Origin of the sequence: Glaesserella parasuis (assembly GCF_017352235.1) — a bacterium.
Classification (GTDB): Bacteria; Pseudomonadota; Gammaproteobacteria; order Enterobacterales; family Pasteurellaceae; genus Glaesserella; species Glaesserella parasuis.
Genome location: NZ_CP071487.1, coordinates 352,217 through 376,572 on the forward strand (window position 1 = coordinate 352,217; position 24,356 = coordinate 376,572).

24 protein-coding genes and 1 pseudogene are annotated in these 24,356 nt (G+C 38.2%); 7 read left to right on the plus strand and 18 right to left on the minus strand.

What is annotated here, in order from left to right; translation table 11 throughout:
• Window positions 1-125: 125 nt before the first annotated feature.
• On the minus strand, window positions 126-755 hold the full coding sequence (gene hflD / locus J1G47_RS01775; protein WP_005711655.1) for a high frequency lysogenization protein HflD: 630 nt from the start codon (window positions 753-755) through the stop codon (window positions 126-128).
• Window positions 756-900: 145 nt separating this feature from the next.
• On the opposite strand from hflD, the gene lon reads away from it, so the two are divergent.
• Window positions 901-3,306 (plus strand): endopeptidase La, encoded by a 2,406-nt coding sequence (gene lon / locus J1G47_RS01780; protein WP_207326716.1) that lies wholly within the window; start codon window positions 901-903, stop codon window positions 3,304-3,306.
• Between the two features lie 197 nt (window positions 3,307-3,503).
• Here lon and rumB read toward each other — a convergent pair.
• From rumB to rpmE, 15 genes and pseudogenes are all read right to left on the minus strand, one after another.
• Window positions 3,504-4,354 (minus strand): annotated as a pseudogene (gene rumB, locus J1G47_RS01785) (23S rRNA (uracil(747)-C(5))-methyltransferase RlmC).
• Entirely contained in the window at window positions 4,347-5,369 is a 1,023-nt protein-coding gene (gene nagZ, locus J1G47_RS01790; RefSeq protein ID WP_075592607.1) for a beta-N-acetylhexosaminidase, read from the minus strand. The pseudogene rumB and the gene nagZ overlap by 8 nt, the downstream one beginning before the upstream one ends.
• A gap of 21 nt (window positions 5,370-5,390) precedes the next feature.
• The gene (locus J1G47_RS01795) at window positions 5,391-7,310 is read right to left on the minus strand and encodes an ATP-dependent DNA helicase (protein WP_207326717.1); all 1,920 of its coding nucleotides are present in this window, start codon (window positions 7,308-7,310) and stop codon (window positions 5,391-5,393) included.
• Between the two features lie 104 nt (window positions 7,311-7,414).
• On the minus strand, window positions 7,415-8,041 hold the full coding sequence (gene upp / locus J1G47_RS01800; protein WP_010787093.1) for a uracil phosphoribosyltransferase: 627 nt from the start codon (window positions 8,039-8,041) through the stop codon (window positions 7,415-7,417).
• A gap of 61 nt (window positions 8,042-8,102) precedes the next feature.
• Window positions 8,103-8,990, minus strand: a complete 888-nt coding sequence (ilvY, locus tag J1G47_RS01805; RefSeq protein ID WP_207326718.1) for an HTH-type transcriptional activator IlvY — start codon at window positions 8,988-8,990, stop codon at window positions 8,103-8,105.
• Window positions 8,991-8,996: 6 nt separating this feature from the next.
• Window positions 8,997-10,031: a glycosyltransferase family 9 protein gene (locus J1G47_RS01810; RefSeq protein WP_207326719.1), complete on the minus strand. Its 1,035-nt coding sequence runs from the start codon at window positions 10,029-10,031 to the stop codon at window positions 8,997-8,999.
• On the minus strand, window positions 10,028-10,741 hold the full coding sequence (locus J1G47_RS01815; protein WP_234924166.1) for a glycosyltransferase family 9 protein: 714 nt from the start codon (window positions 10,739-10,741) through the stop codon (window positions 10,028-10,030). The genes J1G47_RS01810 and J1G47_RS01815 overlap by 4 nt, the downstream gene beginning before the upstream one ends.
• 183 nt (window positions 10,742-10,924) lie before the next feature.
• On the minus strand, window positions 10,925-11,107 hold the full coding sequence (locus J1G47_RS11710; RefSeq protein ID WP_051141837.1) for a hypothetical protein: 183 nt from the start codon (window positions 11,105-11,107) through the stop codon (window positions 10,925-10,927).
• 26 nt (window positions 11,108-11,133) lie between these two features.
• Window positions 11,134-11,808 carry a glycosyltransferase family 25 protein gene (locus J1G47_RS01820; protein WP_010787090.1) on the minus strand — a complete coding sequence of 225 codons (675 nt, stop codon included), beginning with the start codon at window positions 11,806-11,808 and terminating at the stop codon, window positions 11,134-11,136.
• A 2-nt stretch (window positions 11,809-11,810) separates the two neighbouring features.
• Window positions 11,811-12,956 (minus strand): glycosyltransferase family 4 protein, encoded by a 1,146-nt coding sequence (locus J1G47_RS01825; RefSeq protein WP_010787089.1) that lies wholly within the window; start codon window positions 12,954-12,956, stop codon window positions 11,811-11,813.
• Entirely contained in the window at window positions 12,946-14,118 is a 1,173-nt protein-coding gene (locus J1G47_RS01830; RefSeq protein WP_010787088.1) for a glycosyltransferase, read from the minus strand. Before J1G47_RS01830 ends, J1G47_RS01825 begins: the two co-directional genes overlap by 11 nt.
• Window positions 14,119-14,121: 3 nt before the next feature.
• On the minus strand, window positions 14,122-14,913 hold the full coding sequence (locus tag J1G47_RS01835) for a glycosyltransferase family 25 protein (protein WP_015939578.1): 792 nt from the start codon (window positions 14,911-14,913) through the stop codon (window positions 14,122-14,124).
• A 223-nt stretch (window positions 14,914-15,136) separates the two neighbouring features.
• Window positions 15,137-15,514, minus strand: a complete 378-nt coding sequence (locus J1G47_RS01840) for a DUF3037 domain-containing protein (protein ID WP_010787086.1) — start codon at window positions 15,512-15,514, stop codon at window positions 15,137-15,139.
• Complete coding sequence (locus J1G47_RS01845; protein WP_010787085.1) at window positions 15,511-15,657, minus strand: hypothetical protein; 147 nt, start codon at window positions 15,655-15,657, stop codon at window positions 15,511-15,513. The genes J1G47_RS01840 and J1G47_RS01845 overlap by 4 nt, the downstream gene beginning before the upstream one ends.
• Before the next feature lie 109 nt (window positions 15,658-15,766).
• A complete protein-coding gene (gene rpmE, locus J1G47_RS01850; protein ID WP_005711684.1) occupies window positions 15,767-15,979 on the minus strand; it encodes a 50S ribosomal protein L31 in 213 nt (70 codons plus the stop codon).
• Between the two features lie 256 nt (window positions 15,980-16,235).
• Between rpmE and J1G47_RS01855 the strand changes: the two genes are divergently transcribed.
• The 6 genes from J1G47_RS01855 (at window position 16,236) to J1G47_RS01880 (ending at window position 21,528) form a co-directional block, all read left to right on the plus strand.
• Window positions 16,236-17,333, plus strand: coding sequence for an ISAs1 family transposase (locus J1G47_RS01855; RefSeq protein WP_207326720.1), 1,098 nt, complete (start codon window positions 16,236-16,238; stop codon window positions 17,331-17,333).
• 122 nt (window positions 17,334-17,455) lie between these two features.
• Window positions 17,456-18,436 carry an elongation factor P--(R)-beta-lysine ligase gene (epmA, locus tag J1G47_RS01860; RefSeq protein WP_160413189.1) on the plus strand — a complete coding sequence of 327 codons (981 nt, stop codon included), beginning with the start codon at window positions 17,456-17,458 and terminating at the stop codon, window positions 18,434-18,436.
• 109 nt (window positions 18,437-18,545) lie between these two features.
• Complete coding sequence (locus J1G47_RS01865) at window positions 18,546-19,328, plus strand: TatD family hydrolase (RefSeq protein ID WP_010786292.1); 783 nt, start codon at window positions 18,546-18,548, stop codon at window positions 19,326-19,328.
• 37 nt (window positions 19,329-19,365) lie between these two features.
• Window positions 19,366-19,893, plus strand: a complete 528-nt coding sequence (locus J1G47_RS01870; RefSeq protein WP_010786291.1) for a DUF1523 family protein — start codon at window positions 19,366-19,368, stop codon at window positions 19,891-19,893.
• A 105-nt stretch (window positions 19,894-19,998) separates the two neighbouring features.
• Window positions 19,999-20,727: a UDP-2,3-diacylglucosamine diphosphatase gene (gene lpxH, locus J1G47_RS01875; protein WP_075592382.1), complete on the plus strand. Its 729-nt coding sequence runs from the start codon at window positions 19,999-20,001 to the stop codon at window positions 20,725-20,727.
• Window positions 20,728-21,528 (plus strand): glycosyltransferase family A protein, encoded by an 801-nt coding sequence (locus J1G47_RS01880; protein ID WP_207326721.1) that lies wholly within the window; start codon window positions 20,728-20,730, stop codon window positions 21,526-21,528.
• A 7-nt stretch (window positions 21,529-21,535) separates the two neighbouring features.
• Here the strand turns inward: J1G47_RS01880 and spoT are convergent, their stop codons facing one another.
• Both spoT and rpoZ read right to left on the minus strand, forming a co-directional pair.
• Window positions 21,536-23,647, minus strand: coding sequence for a bifunctional GTP diphosphokinase/guanosine-3',5'-bis pyrophosphate 3'-pyrophosphohydrolase (gene spoT / locus J1G47_RS01885; RefSeq protein WP_021111043.1), 2,112 nt, complete (start codon window positions 23,645-23,647; stop codon window positions 21,536-21,538).
• Window positions 23,648-23,758: 111 nt separating this feature from the next.
• Window positions 23,759-24,040 (minus strand): DNA-directed RNA polymerase subunit omega, encoded by a 282-nt coding sequence (gene rpoZ / locus J1G47_RS01890; protein ID WP_015939584.1) that lies wholly within the window; start codon window positions 24,038-24,040, stop codon window positions 23,759-23,761.
• Between the last annotated feature and the right edge of the window lie 316 nt (window positions 24,041-24,356).

Here is a 24,356-nt window from a genome sequence, read left to right on the forward strand (position 1 = left end):
GCACATGTTTGATTAAGTAAAACATGTGCCATTGTAAGATAGGTATAGTTACCAAAGTGTTGGGAAGAAGGAAATTTTCTTTACAACGAGCCCATTTTAATATTATTACGGATACTACTCTTTAATTAAAAGGATTTATATAACTGTCGAGTATGTTCTAATAGCTTACGGCGTGAAAAGAAAAATTGCCAACGGCTACCGCCCATTTGTTGCCACAAAATCCCTGCACGGATACCTGCCAATAGCGACGCTCTTACCCGATTTTGAATATCAGGGCGAGAGAGGTAATCGTGCATACCCAAAACGTGAATGCGAGAACCTAGAGGGCTGATAATATCGCTATAAATACTCGCAATATTTGCAATCATCTGTTCGTGCAAAATATCGTTATCATAGAGAGCAAGCTGGCGTTCAAGTTGTTGCAAACGTTGTGCTAAATTCGCTTTTGCTTGGGGATTTTTAGCTAACTTTTGGCTTAACGCTAATATGCTGATCCAATAGCGACCAATTTCTGTGTCAAGTTTCCCATTCGCCCCACCAAATTGAGCTAATGCGGTTTCTAACCCTTGCTTCAAATGGGCTAAATCGCCCCCAAAAACATCAAGTGTTGAGTCAGGTTGGGTAATAAGTAAGCTAGAAAGAGAGTGTCTAAATGCATCACGATCCGCAAAGCCTTTATGTGCAAATTGTTGAACAAGGCTTGCAGACTGGCATACGCCAGCTAATGCGATGGAAATATCTTGATAGTGAGCCATTTTCTTGAAAAAATTTACAAAATTAGCAAGGAATATAGCATTTTTTCAGTAAGTTTTGAACGCTTTTATTTTATTGCATTTTCCCCCTTGTATTTCCTAAATCTACCCCCATAATGTACGAATTCTATTTTAGGAGAGCAATCCAATGGCAAGAAAAAAGAAACCTATTGAATTACCATTACTTCCACTGCGTGATGTGGTTGTGTTTCCTTATATGGTAATGCCGTTATTTGTTGGGCGAGAAAAATCAGTCCAAGCCTTGCGTGCGGCGATGAACACCAACAAACAACTGTTTTTAGTCACACAAAAAGATCCAAACAAAGAAGATCCTACGGCAGATGATATTTATGATGTCGGGGTAATGGCAAATATTATCCAAATGTTAAATCTTCCTGACGGCACGGTGAAAGTGCTGGTGGAAGGTCAAGTGCGTGGCAAAATTGAGCATATTCGTGATGATGAAAGTGGCTTTTGTGCTGGCGTTTCCCCAATGCCTTCTGATTATCAAGACGATAACGAAGAATTAAAAGCGATTGCAAAAACTGCACTCAACGAGTTTGAAAATTACGTTAAAAGCAATAAAAAAGTTCCTGCAGAAATTTTGCCGAAATTGCAAAAAATTACCTTTGAAGACCGCTTGGCAGATACGATATCTGCGAATTTGATTGCTTCGGTAAAACAAAAACAGACATTGTTGGAAGAAGCTAATCTTATTGCCCGTTTTGAAGCCTTGTTGTTAGCGATGGCAACGGAAATGGATACAATGGAAACAGAAAGCCGTATCCGTAATCGTGTTAAACAGCAGATGGAAAAAAATCAGCGTGATTATTATCTGAACGAGCAAATTAAGGCAATTCGTAAAGAGCTGGGTGGCGAAGAAGAAGCGGAACAGAGCGAGTTAGATAAGCTCAAAGAGAAAATTGCTGAAGCAAAATTACCAAAAGAAGTACAAGAAAAGGTGGATAGCGAGTTTAATAAGCTGAAAGCAATGCCACAAAGTTCTGCTGAAGCGACAGTTGTGCGTAGCTATATCGACTGGATTTTACAAATGCCGTGGCATAAGCGGTCTGTTGTGAAGAAAGATTTGCAAAAAGCTCAAGAAGTGTTGGATAAAGATCACTACGGATTAGAGCGTGTTAAAGAGCGTATTTTGGAATACCTTGCGGTGCAGAGCCGTTTGAACAAGCTCAAAGGCCCGATCCTTTGCTTAGTTGGGCCACCGGGCGTGGGTAAAACGTCACTGGGTCAGTCGATTGCCAATGCGACAGGCAGAAAATATGTGCGTATGGCATTAGGTGGCGTGCGTGATGAAGCGGAAATTCGTGGTCATCGCCGTACTTACATCGGTTCAATGCCGGGACAGTTGATGATGAAAATGGCAAAAGTTGGCGTGAAGAACCCGCTTTTCTTACTCGATGAAATCGACAAAATGGCACAAGATATGCGTGGCGATCCTGCGTCTGCACTGCTTGAAGTGCTTGATCCTGAACAAAATAAAGCCTTTAACGATCACTATTTAGAAGTTGATTACGATCTGTCTGATGTGATGTTTGTGGCAACATCAAACTCAATGCACATTCCACCTGCATTGTTAGACCGTATGGAAGTTATTCGCCTTTCGGGTTATACTGAAGATGAAAAAATGCATATTGCGAAAGAGCATTTGATTGCGAAACAGCAAGAGAATAACGGTTTAAAAGCGGGGGAACTCGTAATTGATGACAGTGCAATTTTGGGCATTATTCGTTACTACACCCGTGAAGCTGGGGTGCGTAGCCTTGAACGTGAGATTGCGAAAATCTGTCGTAAAGCGGTAAAAGCGTTAGTGATGGATAAGAAACTTAAATCGATCACCGTTAGCCAAGAAAACTTAAAAGATTACTTGGGCGTACAGCGTTTTGATTACGGCAAAATGGATAGCCAGAACCGTATCGGCGAAGTGACAGGTTTGGCGTGGACGGAAGTTGGCGGTGATCTATTGACGATTGAAACCTCTTCTGTGGCTGGTAAAGGGAAGTTCTCTTACACAGGTTCTCTTGGTGATGTAATGAAAGAGTCCATTCAAGCGGCAATGATGGTCGTGCGTGCAAGAGCTGAAAAATTAGGTATTGCGAGCGATTTCCACGAAAAACGTGATATTCACGTTCACGTTCCTGAAGGTGCAACGCCGAAAGATGGCCCAAGTGCAGGTATTGCAATGTGTACTGCATTAATCTCTAGCTTAACGGGCAATCCAGTGCGTGCAGATGTGGCAATGACAGGTGAAATTACTTTGCGTGGTAAAGTCTTGCCAATCGGTGGCTTAAAAGAGAAATTGTTGGCAGCACATCGTGGTGGTATTAAGACAGTGATTATTCCAAAAGAGAATGAAAAAGACTTGGAAGAAATCCCTGAAAATGCAAAACAAGCCTTAGAAATTCACGCTGTTGAAACCATTGATGAAGTACTGGCGATTGCGTTGCAAAATCCACCTGAAGGGGTTGAGGTTGTGTCAAAATCTATTCTACCAATTAAAGTGAAGAAAACAAAGACTCGTCCGGCTATGCAATAAATAGTTGATACTAGCTAAGGTGACTATGCCTCATTATTTAGAGTGTAATAGACAAATTTTCTGCTAAAAATGGTTTAAAGCCTTGTACTATACGGTATTATAGGCTTTAAGCCGTTTTTTAGCAGTCATTTTGTAAACTATGCCAAACAATTTCAAAATTAGAAAATCGCTCTACGCAAAATTTGAATTTCTACTATCTAAATAATCTTATTTACTAAAAACGTCAAAACTTCATAATGCGCCGTATGGGGAAACATATCGAATAGTTGGACTTTTTTGAGTTCATAATGGCTGAGTGAGGCAAAATCTTTTGCCATTGTTTCTGCATTACAACTGGAATAAATCAAGTAGGGTGAGCCGAGTTGATTGATAAATTCGGCTAACGGTTTGCCGATGCCCCGTCTTGGTGGATTGACAATCACGAGATCGGGCGTTGTTCCTTGTTCATTCAAGGCAAATTGAGCCGAGTCCAACGAAGCGAATTTGACGTTTTGTAAGCCAAGCTGTTGGGCGGATTTTGTGGCACTGGCGATGGCAGAGGCAGAAATTTCAATGCCAGTAACATTGGCAATTCACGCTCGACAAGCGGTCGTTTTAGCTCACTTCCTAGCACAAAGCGGATCATCAAAGATTGATTATGCTGACTTTGGGTAATCAAGATATATTTGAGTTCGCCCCGTTTTTTTGCCACGTTGTAAGGCACAAGCCCAGCCCGTCCGATAAAGGTTTTCAGAATAGGGAAAAGTGGTGTAAAGACTTGCGGATAGAGCGGACAGTCCGTTAAATCCGTGCCTGTGCCGTCGTCGTTTAAAATACCTAAAATCGGACGCTCAACGCTTCCTGTGACTACCATTTTGGCTTTGTTACGAAAATACGCCAAAGGTGATGTGACCGCAGGTAAAAATTCCGTGCTTTGCAAAAGATAAGGCGAAACTAACCGCTTAAGAACGGCAGTTTTCTCTGCTAGTTGTTCGGCATAGCTTTTATGAAGCCATTGGCACGAATTGCAACGGTTCTGTTCAAAATGGTGGCAGTTGAGTTTAGGCATTCTGGGCTTTCCATTCCAACCATTGATCTTGAAGTGTAGCAAGCTGTTGATGAGCCAGTTGCCAACGTGGGCTGGCTTCCAGCTCTGACCAACTGATCGAACGGCGTTTCATTAGGCTTAAGTGGCGTTCTTTCTGTGTTGGGGTAGGCTGATATTTCAGCTTATCTAACACTTGCACCACGCCGTCAGGCTCGTTGCAGAGTAGCAACAAATCACAACCTGCTTGTAAGGCTTTCTCGCTTCGTTCCACATAGTTCCCCATAAACCCAGCACCTTTCATTCCTAAATCATCAGAGAAAATCACGCCGTTAAATTGCAACTGCTTGCGTAAAATCTCTTTCAGCCAGTAACTTGAACCACTGGCAGGTTGGCTGTCACACTGGGTGTAAATAACGTGGGCAGGCATAATCGCCGATAATTTTCCTTTGGTGATCAGCTGTTTAAACGGTTGAATATCGTGATTAAAGATCCTTTCTTTTGGTCGATCATCAAAGGGCGTTTCAAGATGAGAGTCGGCAATAACGTGACCGTGACCAGGGAAATGTTTACCTGTGGTAGCCATACCGATTTCGCGCATACCGTCAATAAAGGCTTCAGCGACAGGTAGCATTGTAGCTACATCTTTCCCAAACGAGCGATCGCCGATTGCCTTGCTACAATGCCCTAAATCCAACACGGGGGCAAAACTTAAATCAATATCTAACGCAAACATTTCTGCGGACATTAGCCAGCCTGCCTCTTGAGCAAATTGCAAGCGGTCTAATTGTAAAAAAGATTGCATTGCAGGCAATTTGGTAAAGCCTTCACGGAAACGTTGTACTCGACCGCCTTCTTGATCAACGGTGATTAATAATGGCTTTTTCACTCGTTGGCGGACAGATTTAATAAGGGCTTGCAACTGAGCTTTATCGTGAAAATTGCGTGTAAAGAGAATAAGTCCTGAAACTAATGGATGTTCAAGTAACTCTTGTTCTTCTTGAGTAAGTTCGTAGCCAGCGAGATCGATAAGTAGCATGATAAACCTTTGTAAAAATTATTATTTTTCTTTTAAGAAAGTCAGTACTTTTGCCAAATCCCTTGTCCGTTTCGACGGCGGTAGGCTTTTCAAAAAAGTCGAGCCATATTGTCGCATCACAAGGCGAGCATCACAGATAATCACCGCTCCCCTGTCCGTCACATCTCGGATCAAACGCCCTACACCTTGTTTTAAGGTAATCACTGCTTCGGGAATTTGAATATCGTTAAAGGGATCGCCGCCTTGCAATTTACAATCTTCCATTCGAGCTTTCAGCAATGGTTCATCAGGTGCGATAAAAGGCAGTTTGTCGATAATCACCAACGACAACGCATCACCCCGTACATCAATTCCTTCCCAGAAACTTTGAGTTGCCACCAGTACACTATTTGGCTCTGCAATAAACTTCTCAAGCAGACGACTTTTACTGGTTTCCCCTTGCAGTAAAACGCTCAACGAACTCTGTTCTCGCAGAAAATCCGCTAAACCACGCATCATAAAATAGGACGTACAGAGTAAAAAACAACGCCCATTATTCGCTTCAATCACAGGTTTGAGCAACTGCCCTAATTCCGTTAGCGTATGGGATTTATTGGTATCAGGCAGATAACGTGGCACACACAGCAACGACTGACGAGCATAATCAAACGGACTTTGTAATACCATCTGTTCGGCATTCTCAATGCCTAGTCGCTGGCAGAAATGGTCGAACTTTCCGCCGACTTCAAGGGTTGCCGAGGTAAAAATCCAACCGACTTGATTTGCTCTCATCTGCTCACCGAATTTATCGGCAACTGTCAGTGGCGTAATGTGCAAACCGAACGAACGCCCATTGATTTCATACCAATAACAATAGCCGACAACACTAGTATCGCCCAATCTTTTTAACTGTGCTTTGACTTCTGCCAAACGTTCAAAGATTTTGTCCAAAGTTTCTGAACGACCGAGCGATTTTTTCACCACTTCGCTTAAAAAATCAATGTTCTCATTCAGCTTAGCAAAGCCTTCGACCACTTTCGGATCTTGCAAAATCTCACGCAAATTCCCCCGCTTGTTGCCGTCTCCCAACAACAAACGGAAATCCTGTACCACTTTTTGTAGATGATCGGACGCTTTACCCAACTGAGCAAGATCTTTCAACTCTGTACGATAAACAATGTTACTGTCTTTACAAATATCAAATAATTGACGAGAAGTCAGCGATTGCCCAAAGTACTGGCTGGCAATATCGGGCAACTGATGTGCTTCATCAAAAATAATCAGCTCTGCATCAGGGATTAACTCACCAAAGCCTGTTTCTTTCACAGCCATATCGGCACAAAATAGGTGATGGTTCACCACAACCACATCGGCTTCTAATGCCTTACGTCGAGCTTGAACCACATAGCACTCTTTATAATTCGGGCAATCTGACCCCAAACAGCTTTCTGCCGTCGAAACCAATTGCGGTAAAATCGGGCTATCTTCCGCAATGGTGATACATTCGCTCAAATCCCCAGTTTTTGTTCCCGTATGCCATTTCCGCACCTTCGCCAAATCCGCCAACACCGATTTATCGCCGACTACCCCCATTGCGATCACCTGATCTAACCGTTCCAAACAGAGATAATTAGCACGCCCTTTCAACAACGCCACTTTTCCCTTATATTTCAAGGCTTTTTGAATGGTCGGCAAATCACGGTTAAACAGCTGATCTTGCAGATTTTTAGAACCCGTAGAAATAATCGTTTTTTTGCCCGATAGCAACGCCGGCACAAGATAGGCAAAGGTTTTCCCCGTTCCCGTTCCAGCCTCAATCACTGCACTTTTGGCAAATTTCACCGCTCTCCCGACCGCTTGTGCCATTTCTAACTGAGCATCTCGCGGACGAAAACCGTGAATATTTTGGCTTAACGTGCCTGTGGGGCTAAAAGCGTCGGTGATTTTTTCGGATAGTTTCATTTGAATAAGTAACGTAAAGGATCTTACATCCATGTAAGAGATTTAACGATAGCTGAAGAATGGAAAATACATCAATAATCTGTACTCAGAATATTAAATTAACACTATTTTGTACCAAAAATCTTATCGCCAGCGTCGCCTAAGCCTGGGATAATATAGCCGTTTTCATTTAAATGGCTATCAATTGCAGCGGTATAGAGTTCAATATCAGGGTGAGCTTCTTCAAGTGCTTTAATACCTTCAGGTGCAGCAACAAGTACTAACACTTTGATTTGTTTACAGCCTGCAGCCTTTAAAAGATCAAGGGTAGCAATCATAGATCCACCTGTTGCTAACATCGGATCAACCACAATTGCTAAGCGTTCGCCTACATCGTTAGCTAATTTTTTGAAATAAGGCACAGGCTCTAAGGTTTCTTCGTTACGATAGATACCCACAACACTAATTCTCGCACTTGGAATATGCTCAAGTACGCCGTCCATCATACCTAAACCAGCACGAAGGATAGGCACAACGGTGACTTTTTTACCTTTGATACGTTCAATTTCAACTGGACCATTCCAACCTTCAATGGTAACTACTTCCGTTTCCAAATCTGAGGTCGCTTCGTAAGTTAAAAGGCTACCAACTTCCGTTGCTAAGGCACGGAAATCTTTAGTGCTTACATCAGCGGCACGCATTAAACCAATTTTATGTTTAATAAGCGGGTGTTTTACTTCAACAATTTTCATTTTTGGTCTCCGGTTATGTTTAAAAAATCGGGCTATTCTAGCAGAATTTAACAAAGAAAGTTTAATCTAGATCAGATAAAAGTTCCCAAAATGCACGAATGATCGGTTCTTGCAAACGCCGTTGCTGAACGCAAACACCTAACTCAAATGCATTAATTGGGGTTTCTAATTGAATATGGGAAATCTGATTTGCCACAGGGCTTTGTTGCACCACCACATCGGGGATCATCGCAACACCACAGCCCAAGGCAACCATCGGCACAATCGCTTCGTGTCCTTCCACTGTCGCATAAATTTTAGGCTCTTTAATTTTTTGCAATTTAAACCAATGTTCTATCCGCTTGCGAGCAGGTCCATCAACAGGCAAGATAAAAGGCATATTCTGCCAATCAATCGGTGTTTTCTGTAACAATTGCGTTGCAGTACAAGCAATGCGAGGGGCAACTAACGATAATTGAATATCATCAATATAGTGAAAAATAATGTTATTCGGCAAGTTTTCAGGCTTCCCTGCAAGCGAAATATCCGACTGCAACGATTGAACGCTATACAGTGCTTTAGCAGGATCGCCCGTACTCAATTTGATCTCAATCTTTGGGTATCGTTTCCTAAATGTCGCTAAAATGCGTGGCAAGTGGCTGTAAGATGCGGTTACCGAACAGAAAAGTTTAAGCTCACCTTCCAATTCAGTTTGCTCTGGAGAGAAATTGCGTTGCATTTTCTGCCACTCCGCCCAAGTCTGCTCCGCAAAATGTGAAAAACGTTCACCGGCTTCCGTCAAAATCACTTGCCGATTATCCCTTAAAAATAACGGCTGCCCAATCTCTTGCTCCATACGTTGAATATGGCGAGAAAGGGTCGAAGCACTCATATAGTTTTTCTCCGCTGTGCGAATAAAACTACGAGTTTGAGTGATGTCTAAAAAAAGTTTAAGGGATTGGAAGTCCATTTATTTTTACTTAGCTTGTAACCATTCGGTTTTAATTTGCGTAAAATCTATTTCATTAACACTTTTATGAAAGCGCAGAATATGTGTTTCTGCTTTATTATTTGGATGCCAATGTACAAAATTGTCTTGCCCTTGGCTATAAAATGCAATAAGTGGTTTCTCAAATGCCGCAGCTATATGCACGATAGATGTATCAGGAGAGATAACCATATCAGAATACTTAATCAATGCTATTGAGTGAAATACCGTTTTTGTTTGCTCGTAAATGAAAACTCTAGGATATTTCTTTGCTAAAGCATTTAGTTTTTCGATTACATCAGGAAACCCAAGCAATACTATATTCATAGTATTGCTTGTTAGATAATCTAACAAACTTTTTATAGATTCATCATTAAAACGGCGTGCTGAACCAGCCCCAAAAAAATTCAATGCAATATAATTTGATATATGGTTTTCTTGTAAAAAATCTTGAATATCTTTCTCACTTTGTGGCTCAAGAGGAACATCATAATTTGTTGAAATTTTATTAAAACCGATAATTTCTAATGCTTTTTGGTAAATTTCGGAATAATGAATATTTTTAGCATTTATATTCAAATTAAAGAGTTGATAACCTTCTTTCTGATATCCAACATAATTTTTAGCCGAAATAGTTCGCAAGAAAATGAGATCTCTATTTCTTAACACTATAGTAGGATCAATAACAACATCATATTTTTCTTGAGCAAGTTTTTTCCCACAGCGAATATAGTCACAAATATCCTTTGTTTTAACCAAATATAGTCGGTCAATATATGGATTTTGTTTAAATAAATAAGCATTTTTTTCAGAACAAACAACACCAATATAAGTTGATGGAGAAGCTTTTTTTATTTCTCTGAATGCAAAAGAGCTAACAATATAATCCCCTATTTTTCCATCGTGTCGGAGAAATAGAATTTTTTTAGGTTGAGTAAGTGTTTTTGAGATTGGTGTTTTTTTATCTATGATTTTCTTACCAATGTTTAAACGTAATGTTCTGAGAGTTGATTTTATGCTCATTTATAATCTCTATTATATTTGTTTTTTAAATAATGGTTAAACCAAGCTATTGCTGGAACTAAATCAAAATTTTCTGTTAGATTTGAATTACTTCCAACATCATCATTAGTAATAACGCGTAAATGTGGGATTGTTGGTGCTAGTAGAGGTTTCCAAGTCCCCATATTAGGTTGGCTTTTTGCAAAAAAGCTTAATAATGGTTTTTGAAACGCACAAGCTATATGTAGCGATCCTCCATCAACCGCAATAACAAAGTCTGCACTAGAAATTAAAGAGATATATTCTGATAATGTGGTTTTAGGTGATAAATTAATCTCGATTTTAGGTACTAAATTTCTTAGTCTTAGTGTATATTCATTGGCAGTATTGGTATAACCAACAATAATATCAATTTTATCTAGCAAAGGTGCTGGAATAGAATTATTCAGAAATTCTGCCAATTCATTTTCTGGTATTTGGCGTTTGCTACCTTGTGGGCATAAAAGAATCTTAAGTTTATCTTTTTTCCAATATCTAGATACTTTTTCATCATTGATAGGATTGGTTGTTAGTTTGCTGTGTGTTTCAGATAAGTAATTATTTCTATTTAATCCTGATTTGATTAGATAATGGCTCAAGCGTTCATTTTCTTTTTGTGGAAAATGAAAGTCGTAGTTCTTAACAATATCAAAATTATAATGTTTTTTTATTATACTTTCGGAATATAGCAATATATTTTGGATTTATAATCCTATCCATAAATAAAGATGATGAATTAAAATTATTCTCAAAATCTATGAGTAAATCCCATTTTTTGAAATTAAGGATATAACTAATAATACTTCTATTGACATAGGTATCTACTAACCCAGAATGTTCAAAGACTTCTTTATTTTGAGGAGTTACAACAACGCCTAATTTGCATTAGGAAATAGGTAACGAAGTTGCTGTAAATGTGCTGTATGAACGACCGCATCACCAATAGCATTTCCAAGAGGTCTAACTAATATAGAATTAACTTTCTTAGAAAATAAATTCTCAATATTAAGAATTTTTCTTTTTTCTATAAAAAACAAAAATAATTTTTTAAACAGCATTTTATTCCATCTTTGAAATTATAGAATTAATTATAACGATCTTCCATTTCATTTATTTCAGAATGAGATCCGCCAAATACGCAAGAAGGTTCAATACCATAAGCTCTTATATGTGTCATTTGTAATGATCCCGTTAAAAAGTCTGATGGCATTCTGATTGGATATGCATATTCTAATAATCTTTTTGCTCCAGCTTGAGTAATGATATATCCCGTAGTTCTAATAATAGTCCGTTTTGAATTTTTTGATGGTGAAATATATCTTGCTAATCTGTACCGCTCAACTAAATTTTTAGGAAATGGATAGATTTTAGCTTTTCCGTGATCTAAAAATAAAATTTCATATTTAGGTGAAATTTTATTTAAAGCATCTAAAATTATTTCTTTAAAGTAGAGAGAAACGATAGCATCGTCTTCAAGAATAATTGCGTTATCAATATTATTTTCTACGATATGTTCATATAATTTAATATGACTCATAGCACAACCAACTTCACCTAATGTCATCGCTTTTCTTGCGGCATATTTTTCAGGATAAAATTTAAAATCAATCTCTTTTAATTGTTCTTCTGATAAATCTTTTCCGTACACAGCATCAAAAAATTCAAAATTTAATTTTAGATCACTTAACCGTTTACTAATAAACTCTCTTCTTGGAGAATTTATCAAACTAATAACAAATATTTTAGGAAGATGATTCATATTTAATCCTTTTTAGCAGCTGAAAATAATACTTCACGCATATCCTTGGTAAAACGCGAAATGCTATGTATTTCTTTGATATACTGAACAGCTTGTTCTGCCAGTTGCTGACGAATTCTATCGTTTTCAATAAGATATTTTATACCCTGAGAATACTTATCAATAGAATCAAATCCGTCTCCAAGTACTTGACCTGTATACACTCCAAATTTTGATGTAAGATCCTCTGGATTTTGATTACTTACAATTAGTGTTCCGTAAGATAGAGCTTCTAAAAAAGAAATTGGTAATGCTTCGTGAATTGATGTATTTACCAGAATTTTTGCATTTTTTAAAAAATCATTTTTTTCTATACCATCAACGTGTCCAGCAAAGTGCAAGTTAGGTATGTCTTTATATTGTGATAAAATTTCGGAGTTTCTTTTTGCATCATAGAACGTTTGCCCTAACATATAAAACTCATATTCTGGACATTGTTTAGCAATTTCACAGAAAATCCATCCTCTTTTAACAGATTCTATTCTTCCTAAAAAAATAATGTGATTCTTTTTAGGGTATGTTTGAACATTAAAATCAGGATCAATTTCAATTGGGTTAGGTAGATATTGAATATCGACATCAGGGGCTAGGTTATATAATTCCTTTGCTTTATTATTTAAAAAATATCCTTGTGATATAAACTTAATCCGTTTATCTATGTATAATTTATGGACTCTATCATAGGCAGCTTGGTCATAATAACAAGGTTCAGGAAATAATTTTACTGTTTGGATTTCATCCCAATCACTCATTGGACGAGGATCCTGAATCCAAAAGACAAGTTTCTTATTTATATTTGGTTCTAATATGATAGGGAGATCAAAAGTAGTTTCAATGCTTAAATAAACATCATAATTTTGTTTTTTTAACCATCTAGTCGCAAACCATTTTTTCTTAGGTATTTCATAAACATTAATACCATCAACATTATGTTTTCTCGCAAACATACCTAATTTTCTAGAGGTTGTTTTTAGCAATACATCCACTTGAATATCGCTACTATTTATATATTTTGCAACTAATCTCCGAGCAAGAAATCCATAGCCACCAAATCCTGTGCCTATAGCTCCAAAATATTCATTAATCAATAATGCAACTTTAATTCCCATTGTTTGCTCCAGGTGTAGTGAGTTCTATTAAGAGTGTTATAAGTTTATTTTTTGTTTCAGTTTCAGAAAAAGACAGAATATGCTGGTTAATATGTTGTTTACATTCAATTGCTCTCTTGGGAGTATTCAAATATGTTAATACTTCGTCAATAAACTTTTGAGTATTACCCATTTCAATTAAAGCTCCACACTTCCCATTATCTAAGATTTCTCTTGGTCCAGTTGGGCAGTCCATTGAAATAACAGGTACTCCCAATACGAGACTTTCTAATAGAACTGTAGGTAATCCCTCTCTTTCAGAGGTATGTAAAAATAAATCTGCATTTCTCATATACGGATATGGATTACTTAGTTCTCCAAGTAACAAACACTTATATTGCAAATTTAATTTTATAATTAATTGTTCTAAATTTTCTCGTTCTGGACCATCACCAATAATTAGTAATTTATGATAAATCCCTTTTCTTACTAATTCAGAATAAATATATATTAAATCTTGATGTCTTTTTATCTTATCTAGTCTAGCAACTTGTATTAAATATTCTTTCTCTTGGATTTCATTATTATGAGTGTTAGATAATTCTCTAATCTTTTCTATATTTATAGGATTGTATATTGTAAATATCTTATGTTCTGGTAGATTAGTATCTTTGACGATTGCCTTCTTCATATCATCACATATCGAAATTATTTTTTGATATTGATTTAATATCTTTAACTGTTTTTTATCTATATGATGAATTGCTGAATGTTGCCATCTAATAATCGGTTTATTTATTTTTGAAAACTCTATATAGGGATCAAAGTGATCACTAAAATTTATAATAATATCATAATTGTTATTCTTAATAATGTTAGTTAGTTTTTTTCTTTTAAATATCTTTTCTTTGATGTTAAGATATTTATAATTTATTTTCTTTATAAGGCTATTATTTCTTTCTCTATATAATGTTGTTTTATATTCAAAATAATCGACATCAAAAAGATAAGTGATATTTATTTCTTTAGGAATTTCCTTACCAAAGACATTATCTTTTGTATTATAGTCGATTAAAACATCAATTTTTAAGTTTTCCTCTTGGCTAAGTATAGAAAGGTAATTTATTAAGATCCTTTCTATGCCACCCACTACAAGCCATTTATGTAGAAATAATATTTTCATTGATTACTCGATGATTAGTTTTTTTCTATTTAGCCTTACCACTCGATTATAAATTCGTTTAAATGGTCTAAGGATTTCCTTTAATATTCTAGAGAAAATATTTTTTGATTTGATATGAACTATTTTCTCATAGTTTAATGAACGTTCGTTCTCTAAACTACTTGGAAAGTTATTGTCACATTTATTTTTAATAAAATCCTGTATACAGAATGCAGGGAAAATCTGCATTATTTTATAGTTTGACTTTATCAATTTATCAAAAACTATAATATCTATAGGAGCTATGATATTTTCATTTTGTATATAAGTTATGATTTTTCTTGCAGCAGAATTAGTTATCACATATCCAGCAGATCCAAGATGTGAATCTTTTAATATATGTAAGGAAGAATTTCTCATTCTTATTTTATAAAACTTAGAAGCAAGGACTCTTTCTAAAGACTTTTCTAATTTTATGACATCAAAGTCAGTTGTAGATATTGATTCAATAGAATCTAGCATATCTTTAGCGCTACTTGATAAATAAATATCATCTTCAAAGATAGCAATTCTATCCAGGTTATTATCAATCATTTGCTTCCATAAAGTTAAATGGCTGAATAAACAAGATATTTCACCTTGAGTAAGTTTTGTATTGTCTAAATTAATCTTAAATAGATTTGCATATTGAGCGTTTTCATTAGGTGTAATAGCATCAAAAAATTCAAAAGGAATATTATGGCTCGAAAACTCATTTTTCATATGAGTTCTTCTTTTATCATTACTGTATTTCAAACTAATAACAAAACATTTCATTATACTATCTCCTAGAACATATTGACTTTAAATTATAATTTATTGTGTTCATCTTTTGGCATCAAAGCAAGTAATTCAGTATCTAACATAATCTTAGCGTAATTTTCAAACATAAAAAAACTACATTATTGTGGAGCTTTTCTCGATAAATTTCAAATCATTTTGTGCTTGAAACGTTGAAACGTTCAGGGTTACCATCTGTATCAATAATACAATGAATGAGTTAGATATAACTAGAAAATAGTCTATCCAATTCCATCTCTGAATTATCAGACACCAATATTCTTGGAGAGCTATATTGGATAACTCCTTCTTTTCTATCGGTATAGTTATAGAAAAATCTAATCATTTCATCATTATCTTTGAGATCAAAAGATTGATGGGTAATGTAATCCAATTCATTATTCAAAACATCTCGGATAATATTGAAATTTTTTTGTTTATTAAAAAAGTGATTTACTCTTTCATTGTTGGCTTCTACTAAACGATATTTTAATTCTTTTTTATCTGGATTACAGATTAAGATACCAACATTAGCAAATTCTTCTGTTTCAATATAAGGGCGGTAGCGGATAAAACTATATAGTAATCCTTCATTCATTTAAATTCCTCCCAAAATTCATCATTTTCTATTCTTTTTAATATTTGTGTTATATGTTTTAAATAATCTTCAAATGGTTTGGTATATCCCATTTGAGTTTGCCCAAGTATTGATATAATTTGAAGATCTTGCTTTTGATTCATTATTACTTTCCTAATTATCATATCATTGCCAGAGCAGCATTTTACTGGATACATTCTTTAGGCATAAAAAACCTCCACTATTGTGGAGGTTTTCCCGAAAAATTTCAAATTATTTTGTGCTTGGAATGCTGAAGCGTTTGTTGAAGCGTTCAACACGACCACCAGTATCAACAACACGTTGTTTACCAGTGTAGAACGGGTGGCAGTTGCCACATACGTCTAAGTTTAAATCTTTACCCGCTGTTGAGCGAGTTTTGATCACGTTACCGCAAGAACAAGTTGCAGTAATTTCTACATAATTTGGGTGAATACCTTGTTTCATTATAGAAAACCTCTAACGAAGCCATATCGCCACTAGAGCATACTACTCAGCTGTCTAGTACCATATGTATGAATAAAAAACTAGGCAGAAGCCTAGCACCAAAAAGAGTGAGCATTCTACTCGAAATTTTTGAAAATGACAATATTGAATCAAGATTGTAGACGATACTTGTACTTTTCGACCAGGGCAAGATCGCATCTTTCTCAAATTTATGATCTAATACACCTTAATTATCCATATCAAATCAGGTTGTAAAATGAGCGTTTTTCGTTTTTTTGAAAATTTATCCGACCCACGAGCCTATAATCAAAAACACCACTTTTTAGACATCGTTTTTCTCGTCGTCAGTGCCGTGATTTCGGGGGCAAACAGCTGGACTGAAATCAAACTTTTTGGCGAATTACATTTGGATTGGTTGCGAAAATATCGTCCTTTTGAGTGTGGCATTCCTGTCGATGATACTATCGCTCGTGTAATAAAACGCATTGAGCCACAAGCGTTTAATGAGGTTTTTCTTAATTTTATCAATGAGATACGCACACAACAAGGACGTGAGGTGATTGCGATTGATGGCAAGACACTTCGTCATAGTTTCAATCCGGAAACCCAAAGTGCTTTGCACAGTGTGACGGTGTGGAGCCAGTCTCGTGGTTTGATTTTATCGCAGAAAAAATCCTCGGGTAAGCAAAATGAGCAGCAGGCAGTGATGGAAATTATCGATAGTTTTTGCTTAAAAAATGCCGTTATAACGGTGGATGCGATGAATACACAGAAGAAAATTGCCGAGAAAATCATCGAAAAGAAAGGGGATTATGTGATGCCGTTGAAGAAAAATCACCGTCAATTTCAGTCGGAAGTGGAGGCGTATTTTCACAAAATCAGCCGAGATTGCCCCGAAATGTTTGAGACGTTTAAGGAGGTAAATGCGGAACGTAGTCGAATTGATGAGCGTTACTACCGTAAGCTGAAAGTGAGTGATTGGCTGAGCAAAGCGGAGGAATGGAAGGGGATAAAATCGGTGTTGGAGGTGTGTCGCAAGCGGTCAGATAATGACAAAGAATCACAAGAAAAAGTCTTTTATATCAGTAGTTTGGATGTTGATATTCAAATATTGGCGAAGTGCGTGCGAGGGCATTGGGAAGTGGAAAACAAAGCCCATTGGGTGCTAGATATGGTCTATAAAGAAGACGAATGTGCGGTGACCGATGAATGGGGTGCGGAAAATCTGGCAATTTTGCGTCGATTAGCGTTGAACTTGGCTCGATTACACCCGAAAAAGCAGAGTATGAAAGGGAAATTGACCACTGCTGGTTGGTCAGATGAATTTCGAGATGAGCTGTTGCTCGGCGTGTAGGTTGAAAAATGGACAACATATGCGGTTGCCCTGATGTCGTTTGTTTTTTTGTACTTAAAAGATCAACACGCTCTACTTACTCTGCTATAATGTCCCACTTTTATTACAAGCGGTACAATTTAATGGAAAATTTGCAAGAACAGCCTGACTGGAAACCATCAGCCTCTATTCAACACTTATTGAAACGAGCAAAAATTATGGCGGAGATCCGTCAATTTTTTACGGAACGTGGGGTATTGGAAGTTGAAACGCCTGCGATGAGTGAGTTTTCCGTGACGGATGTACATCTTTCAACCTTTAGTACTCAATTCTTATCGCCGTTTTCAAACCAAGCGAAAACCTTACACTTGATTACTAGCCCTGAATACCATATGAAACGCTTGCTTGCCTGCGGTAGTGGAGCAATTTTTCAGCTCTGCCGAGTGTTTCGCAATGAAGAAGTCAGTAAACGCCATAACCCTGAATTTACGATGTTGGAATGGTATCGTCCCCATTTTGATATGTACCGTTTGATTAATGAAGTGGACGATCTGTTACAACAGATTTTAGACTGTGAACCTGCGGAATCCTTTAGTTATCAATTTGTATTTCAAACCTACGTTGGCTTAGATCCACTCTCTGCCACTAAAGCTCAGCTGGTGGCTAAAGCGCGTGAACACGGCTTGCAATGTGATGAAGATGAACAGCGTGATACTTTACTGCAATTTTTATTTAGCGAAGTGGTCGAAGCGAATATTGGCAAAGAGCGTCCAACGGCTGTTTATCACTTCCCTGCAACTCAAGCGGCACTTGCTCAAATCAGTACGGAAGATCACCGTGTGGCTGAACGCTTTGAGTTTTATTACAAAGGGTTAGAACTTGCTAACGGCTTCCATGAACTCAGTGATGCTAAAGAGCAAATTCGCCGTTTTGAACAAGATAATGTGTTGCGTGAAGCGATGGGTTTACCGCCACAGCAATTAGACCGTCGTTTCCTTGAGGCGTTAAAAGCAGGTATGCCAAACTGCTCGGGTGTCGCCTTGGGGGTGGATCGTTTGATGATGATTGCGATGAATGCTGATAGTATCGATCAAGTGATGGCATTTGGGGTGGAAAGGGCGTAGCCAAAAAATTTGTAAATTTTTTACCATAAATGACCGCTTGTTTATAAATTTGATGGCACGAGCAAGACCCTAGTGCCAGCGTAAAACCAAGTAATAAAAAGGAACAACCTTGAACAATTTATTTATTATTGACTCACACTGTCACTTAGACTCGCTAGACTATGAAACTCGCCATAAAAATGTGGACGAAGTGATCGACAATGCCAAAGCACGTGGCGTGCAACAGATGATCTCGATTTGTACGACGCTTGGTCGCTTTGAAGCGATGAAGCGACTTACAGCTCATCGTAGCGAAGTGGCCCTCTCTTGTGGTGTTCATCCGTTGAACGTGGAAGATGAACCGTTTGACTATGATAAACTGGTGGCATTGGTGCAAGATCCTAGAGTTGTTGCTGTGGGGGAAACGGGGTTAGATTATCACTACACACCCGAAACCAAAGCTCTCCAACAATCGTTGTTTGAGCAACATATCGAGGTAGCAAAACAAGTGCAGAAACCGTTAGTGATCCATACCCGTTCTGCCCGTGAAGACACAATGCAGTTTTTAGAACAAGGGAATGCCGAGCAGTGTGGCGGTGTGTTACACTGCTTTACAGAAGACTGGGCAATGGCAAAGCGTGCATTGGATATTGGTTTTTATATTTCGATTTCAGGGATTATTACTTTCCGTAATGCGGAAGAATTGCGAGATGTGGTGCGGAAAGTACCGCTTGATCGTCTGTTAGTTGAAACCGACTCTCCGTATCTCGCCCCGATCCCTTATCGTGGTAAACCTAATCAGCCAGCTTATGTTCGAGAAGTCTGTGAATATGTCGCAACACTAAAAGGCGTATCTTTAGAAGAATTTGCTAACATTACCACGCAAAACGTGCGAAAATTGTTTAAAATTTAATGGCAATACACTCCGAACTTTCGGATAAGGATTTTTTATGAGAGCAATGTTTAAATACTTTCTGATCTTAGTGTCACTCTCACTACACATCGTATTAGTTGGTGGGGTAAATTATGCATTTCCTAGCTATGAGCAAACAATGGTCACAGGAATGGAAGTGCGTCGTATGGATAAAGATGGGGTAATCAGCAAATCAAATCCAGCCGATGGCGAAGTGCGTGACGTGTATTTTCTTTTCACCGAACACCCTGATACCAAAGCGGTAATGGTTTACCGTAATGAAGATACTGGCTGGGGATTACCGCTTTACTTCAAATTTGGCTCTGCCGATATTCAAGCAAAAGCACAAGCCTATGCGAACGAAAAACAGATGGTACAAATTAAGTACTACGGCTGGCGAATTAATTGGTTGAATGAATTTAGAAATATCGTGTCAATCACACCGCTTGCGGAAGGTGAGACTGTGTCAAAACCGTGGGTAAGCTATATTTTATATGCTTTCTTTGCATTGACTTTCTTTTTGTCTGTGCAGTTTATTCGTGGGTGGTTTGATAGTAGCAAATAATGAATAAGGACGCCAAGCGTGGCGTCCCTACCATTCTTCAATTCACCTTATTTATATTACATTTTGTAGGGACACCACGCTTGGTATCCCTAATGAATTATCACAATGACCACCTACTTTATCGCCGATCTTCATCTCAACGACAATCAACCCGAATTGACGGATCTGTTTTTGCAATTTATGACAGAAAAAGCACCGCTTGCTGAAGCAGTGTATATCTTAGGGGATCTGTTTGATTTCTGGATTGGTGACGATGAGCAATCGCCTTTGATTGATACAGTGAAACACGCTATTCGTCAGCTCACGGATCAGGGTGTTCCGTGCTATTTTATTCACGGCAATCGTGACTTTCTAATTGGTAAAGATTTTGCTAAAGCCACAGGAATGATCTTATTACCCGATTATCAACTGATTGATTTATATGGTAAAAAAACCTTAATTTGTCACGGTGATACCCTTTGTATTGATGATATTAAATATCAACAATTCCGCCAAAAAGTCCATCAAAAATGGCGACAATGGCTATTTCTCTGCTTACCGCTCAAACTGCGTATTCATATCGCTCAGAAAATTCGAGCCAAAAGCCGTGCAGATAAACAACAAAAGTCGGCTGAAATTATGGACGTTAATCCTGAATTTACCGCTCAAATTGTGAATAACTATCAAGCCGAATGGCTTATTCACGGACATACTCACAGGCAAGCGGTGCATTTTGACCAAAATTTTGCAAAATCTGACCGCTTATTTACTCGCATAGTCCTTGGCGACTGGGGAAAAACTGCGTCAATTTTAGCGGTATCACCGCAAGGTTTTGTTTTTAATGAGGAACGTTAAATGATCGATGTGATTATCCCGTGCTATAACGCAGAACAGACCCTTCAACGAGCGGTACAAAGCGTACTTAACCAAGCAGAATTAGGCACATTATGGATCATTGATGATGCTTCTACGGATAACACCTTTGCCCTTGCCAAACAGTTTGAAGCACAGGTTCCCCATAAGATTAAAGTTGAACAGATGCCACGAAATAGCGGTGTTGCAAAGGCACGGAATTGGGGAGAGTTACAAAGTGATGCGGAGTTTATCGCTTTTCTTGATACCGATGATGCTTATGAAAACGGAGCGTTGCAAGTTGCCGAAGCGATTTTCCATTTCCGCCCTGAAGCAATGGTGGTTCGCCTAGCCTTAAAACCTGTCGGCATTGCAGAACGCTATGCTTCTCACCCTAATTTTGAGTATACGTGGCAACATATGCGAATGACCTGTGGTGGAAATATGGTCTTCCGCCGAGCATTCTTCCTTGGCTGTGGCGGTTTTCCACAACATCAACTGTTTAGAGAATTGGGCGGTGAAGACGGTGCTTTAGGCATTGCAACGACCAAAATCAGCTATGTCGCAACGGCATTTACTGAAGTGGGCGTATTACATTACTGCCGTGACGGTATGCACGCAGAACGTTTGCTTGACGCAGTTCTCTTTAATAAACACCCTGAAAATGTAACAGAAGAGAAAATGGCTCAAGCCAATGCGGTGACAGACAATATTTGCCAACAAATCACCGCATTAGTCCACCATCTTAAGCAAGAACAGGCAGGAATATATCCGCTTGTGTTAACTCGTGAGGATATTGCTTAGATTGAAGTTAGGTCATTGCTCTAACTGCCTTGACAACCCCAACAAGATGACTAAGTTTAGTTAAAATCTCAGTAAGATGTGTTCTGTCTTTCACGCTGACCAATAATTTCACTTGATACACACCACCTTCTCGCTGTTGGCTGTGAATATCAAGGATATTGCTGTTCATTTTGGCAATCGTAGAAGTAATCCCTGCTAGAATGCCTTGTTGGTTGAGAATATCAACCACGATTTCTGCTTCAAATTCAACGGATTTATCTTTAGCAATTTCCCAGCTTACCGGCATATAGTGACGGTGATCCGTCGCAGCTTCTTTCACATTGCGGCACGTTAAGCAGTGAACCATTAGCCCTTTGCCCGAACTGATATGCGCAATAATTTCATCACCAGGGACAGGTAAACAGCATTTCGCAAAGCTAATCAAACCGCTATCTACGCCTTGAATTGCAAGAGATTGATTATTTTCAGGATTACCGTCTGTATCAATTTCTAAGGTCTTACTAGATAAGCGTTGAGCAATCACTCCACTAATTTGATTACCCAAACCGATTTCGGCTAATAGGTCATCAAAATTGGATAATTGTAGATCTGTTAGCAGTGCCTCAATTACAACGGGATCAAGATGTTCAAAATTAGAGGTATTAAGTGAGAGCAATAATTGTCGTCTTCCAAGAGAAATTGCCTGTGTACGTTGCTGGTTTTTTAAGGTGTTACGAATACAAGAGCGTGCTTTTGCCGTGACAACAAAGTTCAGCCACAATGCATTTAACCGTGGACTTTCTGCCGTTTGAATTTCAATGGTTTGCCCTGATTGTAACGGCTGAGAAAGTGGATACGGCTGATGATCGACCACTGCACCAATACAGCGGTCGCCCACATCAGTATGTACCGCATAGGCAAAATCCACTGCAGTCGCATTGGCTGGAAGCTGTACGATACGACCTTTCGGAGTAAAGACATAAATGTCGCTTGAAAACAGATCAGATTTAACGTTTTCGATAAACTCTGCCGAATTTCCTACATTTTGTTGCATTTCCACAATACTTTTTAGCCATTGTTGCGTTCTGAGTTGAACACTCATATTAGCTTGTTCTTGATAGCCCCAATATGCAGCAACACCAAAACGAGCTGCTTGATCCATCTCTTCAGTACGAATTAATACATCAACAGGTACACCTTTAGGACCAATCATTGAAGTATGTAAAGATTGATAGCCATTTGTTTTAGGAACCGCAATATAGTCTTTTAGTTGGAAAGGACGAGGTTTATATAGACTATGCATCTGCCCTAATACTCGATAGCAATTATCCACACTATCTACAACAACTCGGAAAGAATAAATATCCAAAATAGAATTAAAACGTTGTACTTTTTGCAGCATACGTCCATAAAGATAATAGAGATGGCGTTCCTTACCATACACACGGGCTTTAATCCCTACTTCATCAAGGCGAATTTGAATTTCCTTTGAAATTTGTTCAATCAGCCCTTGACGGCTTCCTCTAGCCATATCGACTGCTGCTTTTAACACCTTATAACGATAAGGATACATTGCTTCTAAACAGAGATCTTCCAATTCATTTTTGATATGTTCAATGCCTAAACGGTGAGCCAACGGCGTATAGATTTCAATAGTTTCTTTCGCAATACGTTGGCGTTTATCTGGACGCAATGCCCCAAGGGTTTGCATATTGTGGGTACGGTCAGCCAGTTTAATCAATACAACTCGCACATCTTTGGTCATCGCCAAGATCATTTTTCGGAAGTTTTCTACCTGTGCTTCTTGGCGAGTACGGAACTTTAATTTATCCAGTTTTGATACACCTTGCACAATTTCTGCGGTGCTTGTGCCAAACTCTGCGGCAAGCTGTTCTTCGGTGTAAGGTGTATCTTCAATTACATCGTGTAGAAGTGCCGCCATTACCGCTTCGTGATCGAGTTTCATCTCGGCGATAATACACGCCACAGCGACAGGGTGAGTAATGTAAGGTTCGCCACTTGAACGGAATTGCCCCTCGTGTGCATCACGAGCCACAACAAATGCCCGCTTCACAATATCAATTTGATCCGCAGGTAAATAACCTTGAATAATGGTATTAAGACTTTCAAATAACTGCACTTTACACCTCACACAACAAAAACTGAGATTTCGTAATGTATAACGAAAAATGGACAATGAAAAGGGCAAATTACCCTTTTGATTGTCCATTTTTAACAAAATTTGATCTAATTATGAATTTGCTTGCACATCAGCCAAGAATGAAATAGCTTCTTTCTCTGCCACTTCTTGCACGATTGCATCAAATTTCTCTTGTTGATCCATAATTTGATTATTAATCAAACCTTCTTCAATTTCACGCAATGCGATAACCGTTGGTTTATCGCCCTCTTCAGCCACAAGCGGCTCACGAGTGTGAAGTTGAAGCTGTCTTGCACGGCGTGCTGCCGTTAAAATCAAATCAAAGCGGTTACCAATTTTCTCTACTGCATCTTGAACGGTTACACGAGCCATTGTTTACTCCAAATTTTGCAAAATTCTGAACTTGTAAAAGGGTGAAGATTATACAGAAGTTGTATAAGGCTGGCAATGATAGAGAGGGAAATCTTTATAGAGATAATAGCTCTATTTGTAAATAATTTTGCTGTAGTTAAATTTTGTAAAAGATATAAACTCATATAGCCTATTTTATCTCTCCTCGCTGTTTTCTCATTTTAGTGTATCTTAGGTTATCGGTTTTCATTGGAACGAAAATTGTAGGAATATCATTGCTCCACTATTTTCCTCTATCAGATAATTGGAGAGAACCATATTTGTCATATCGAATCAA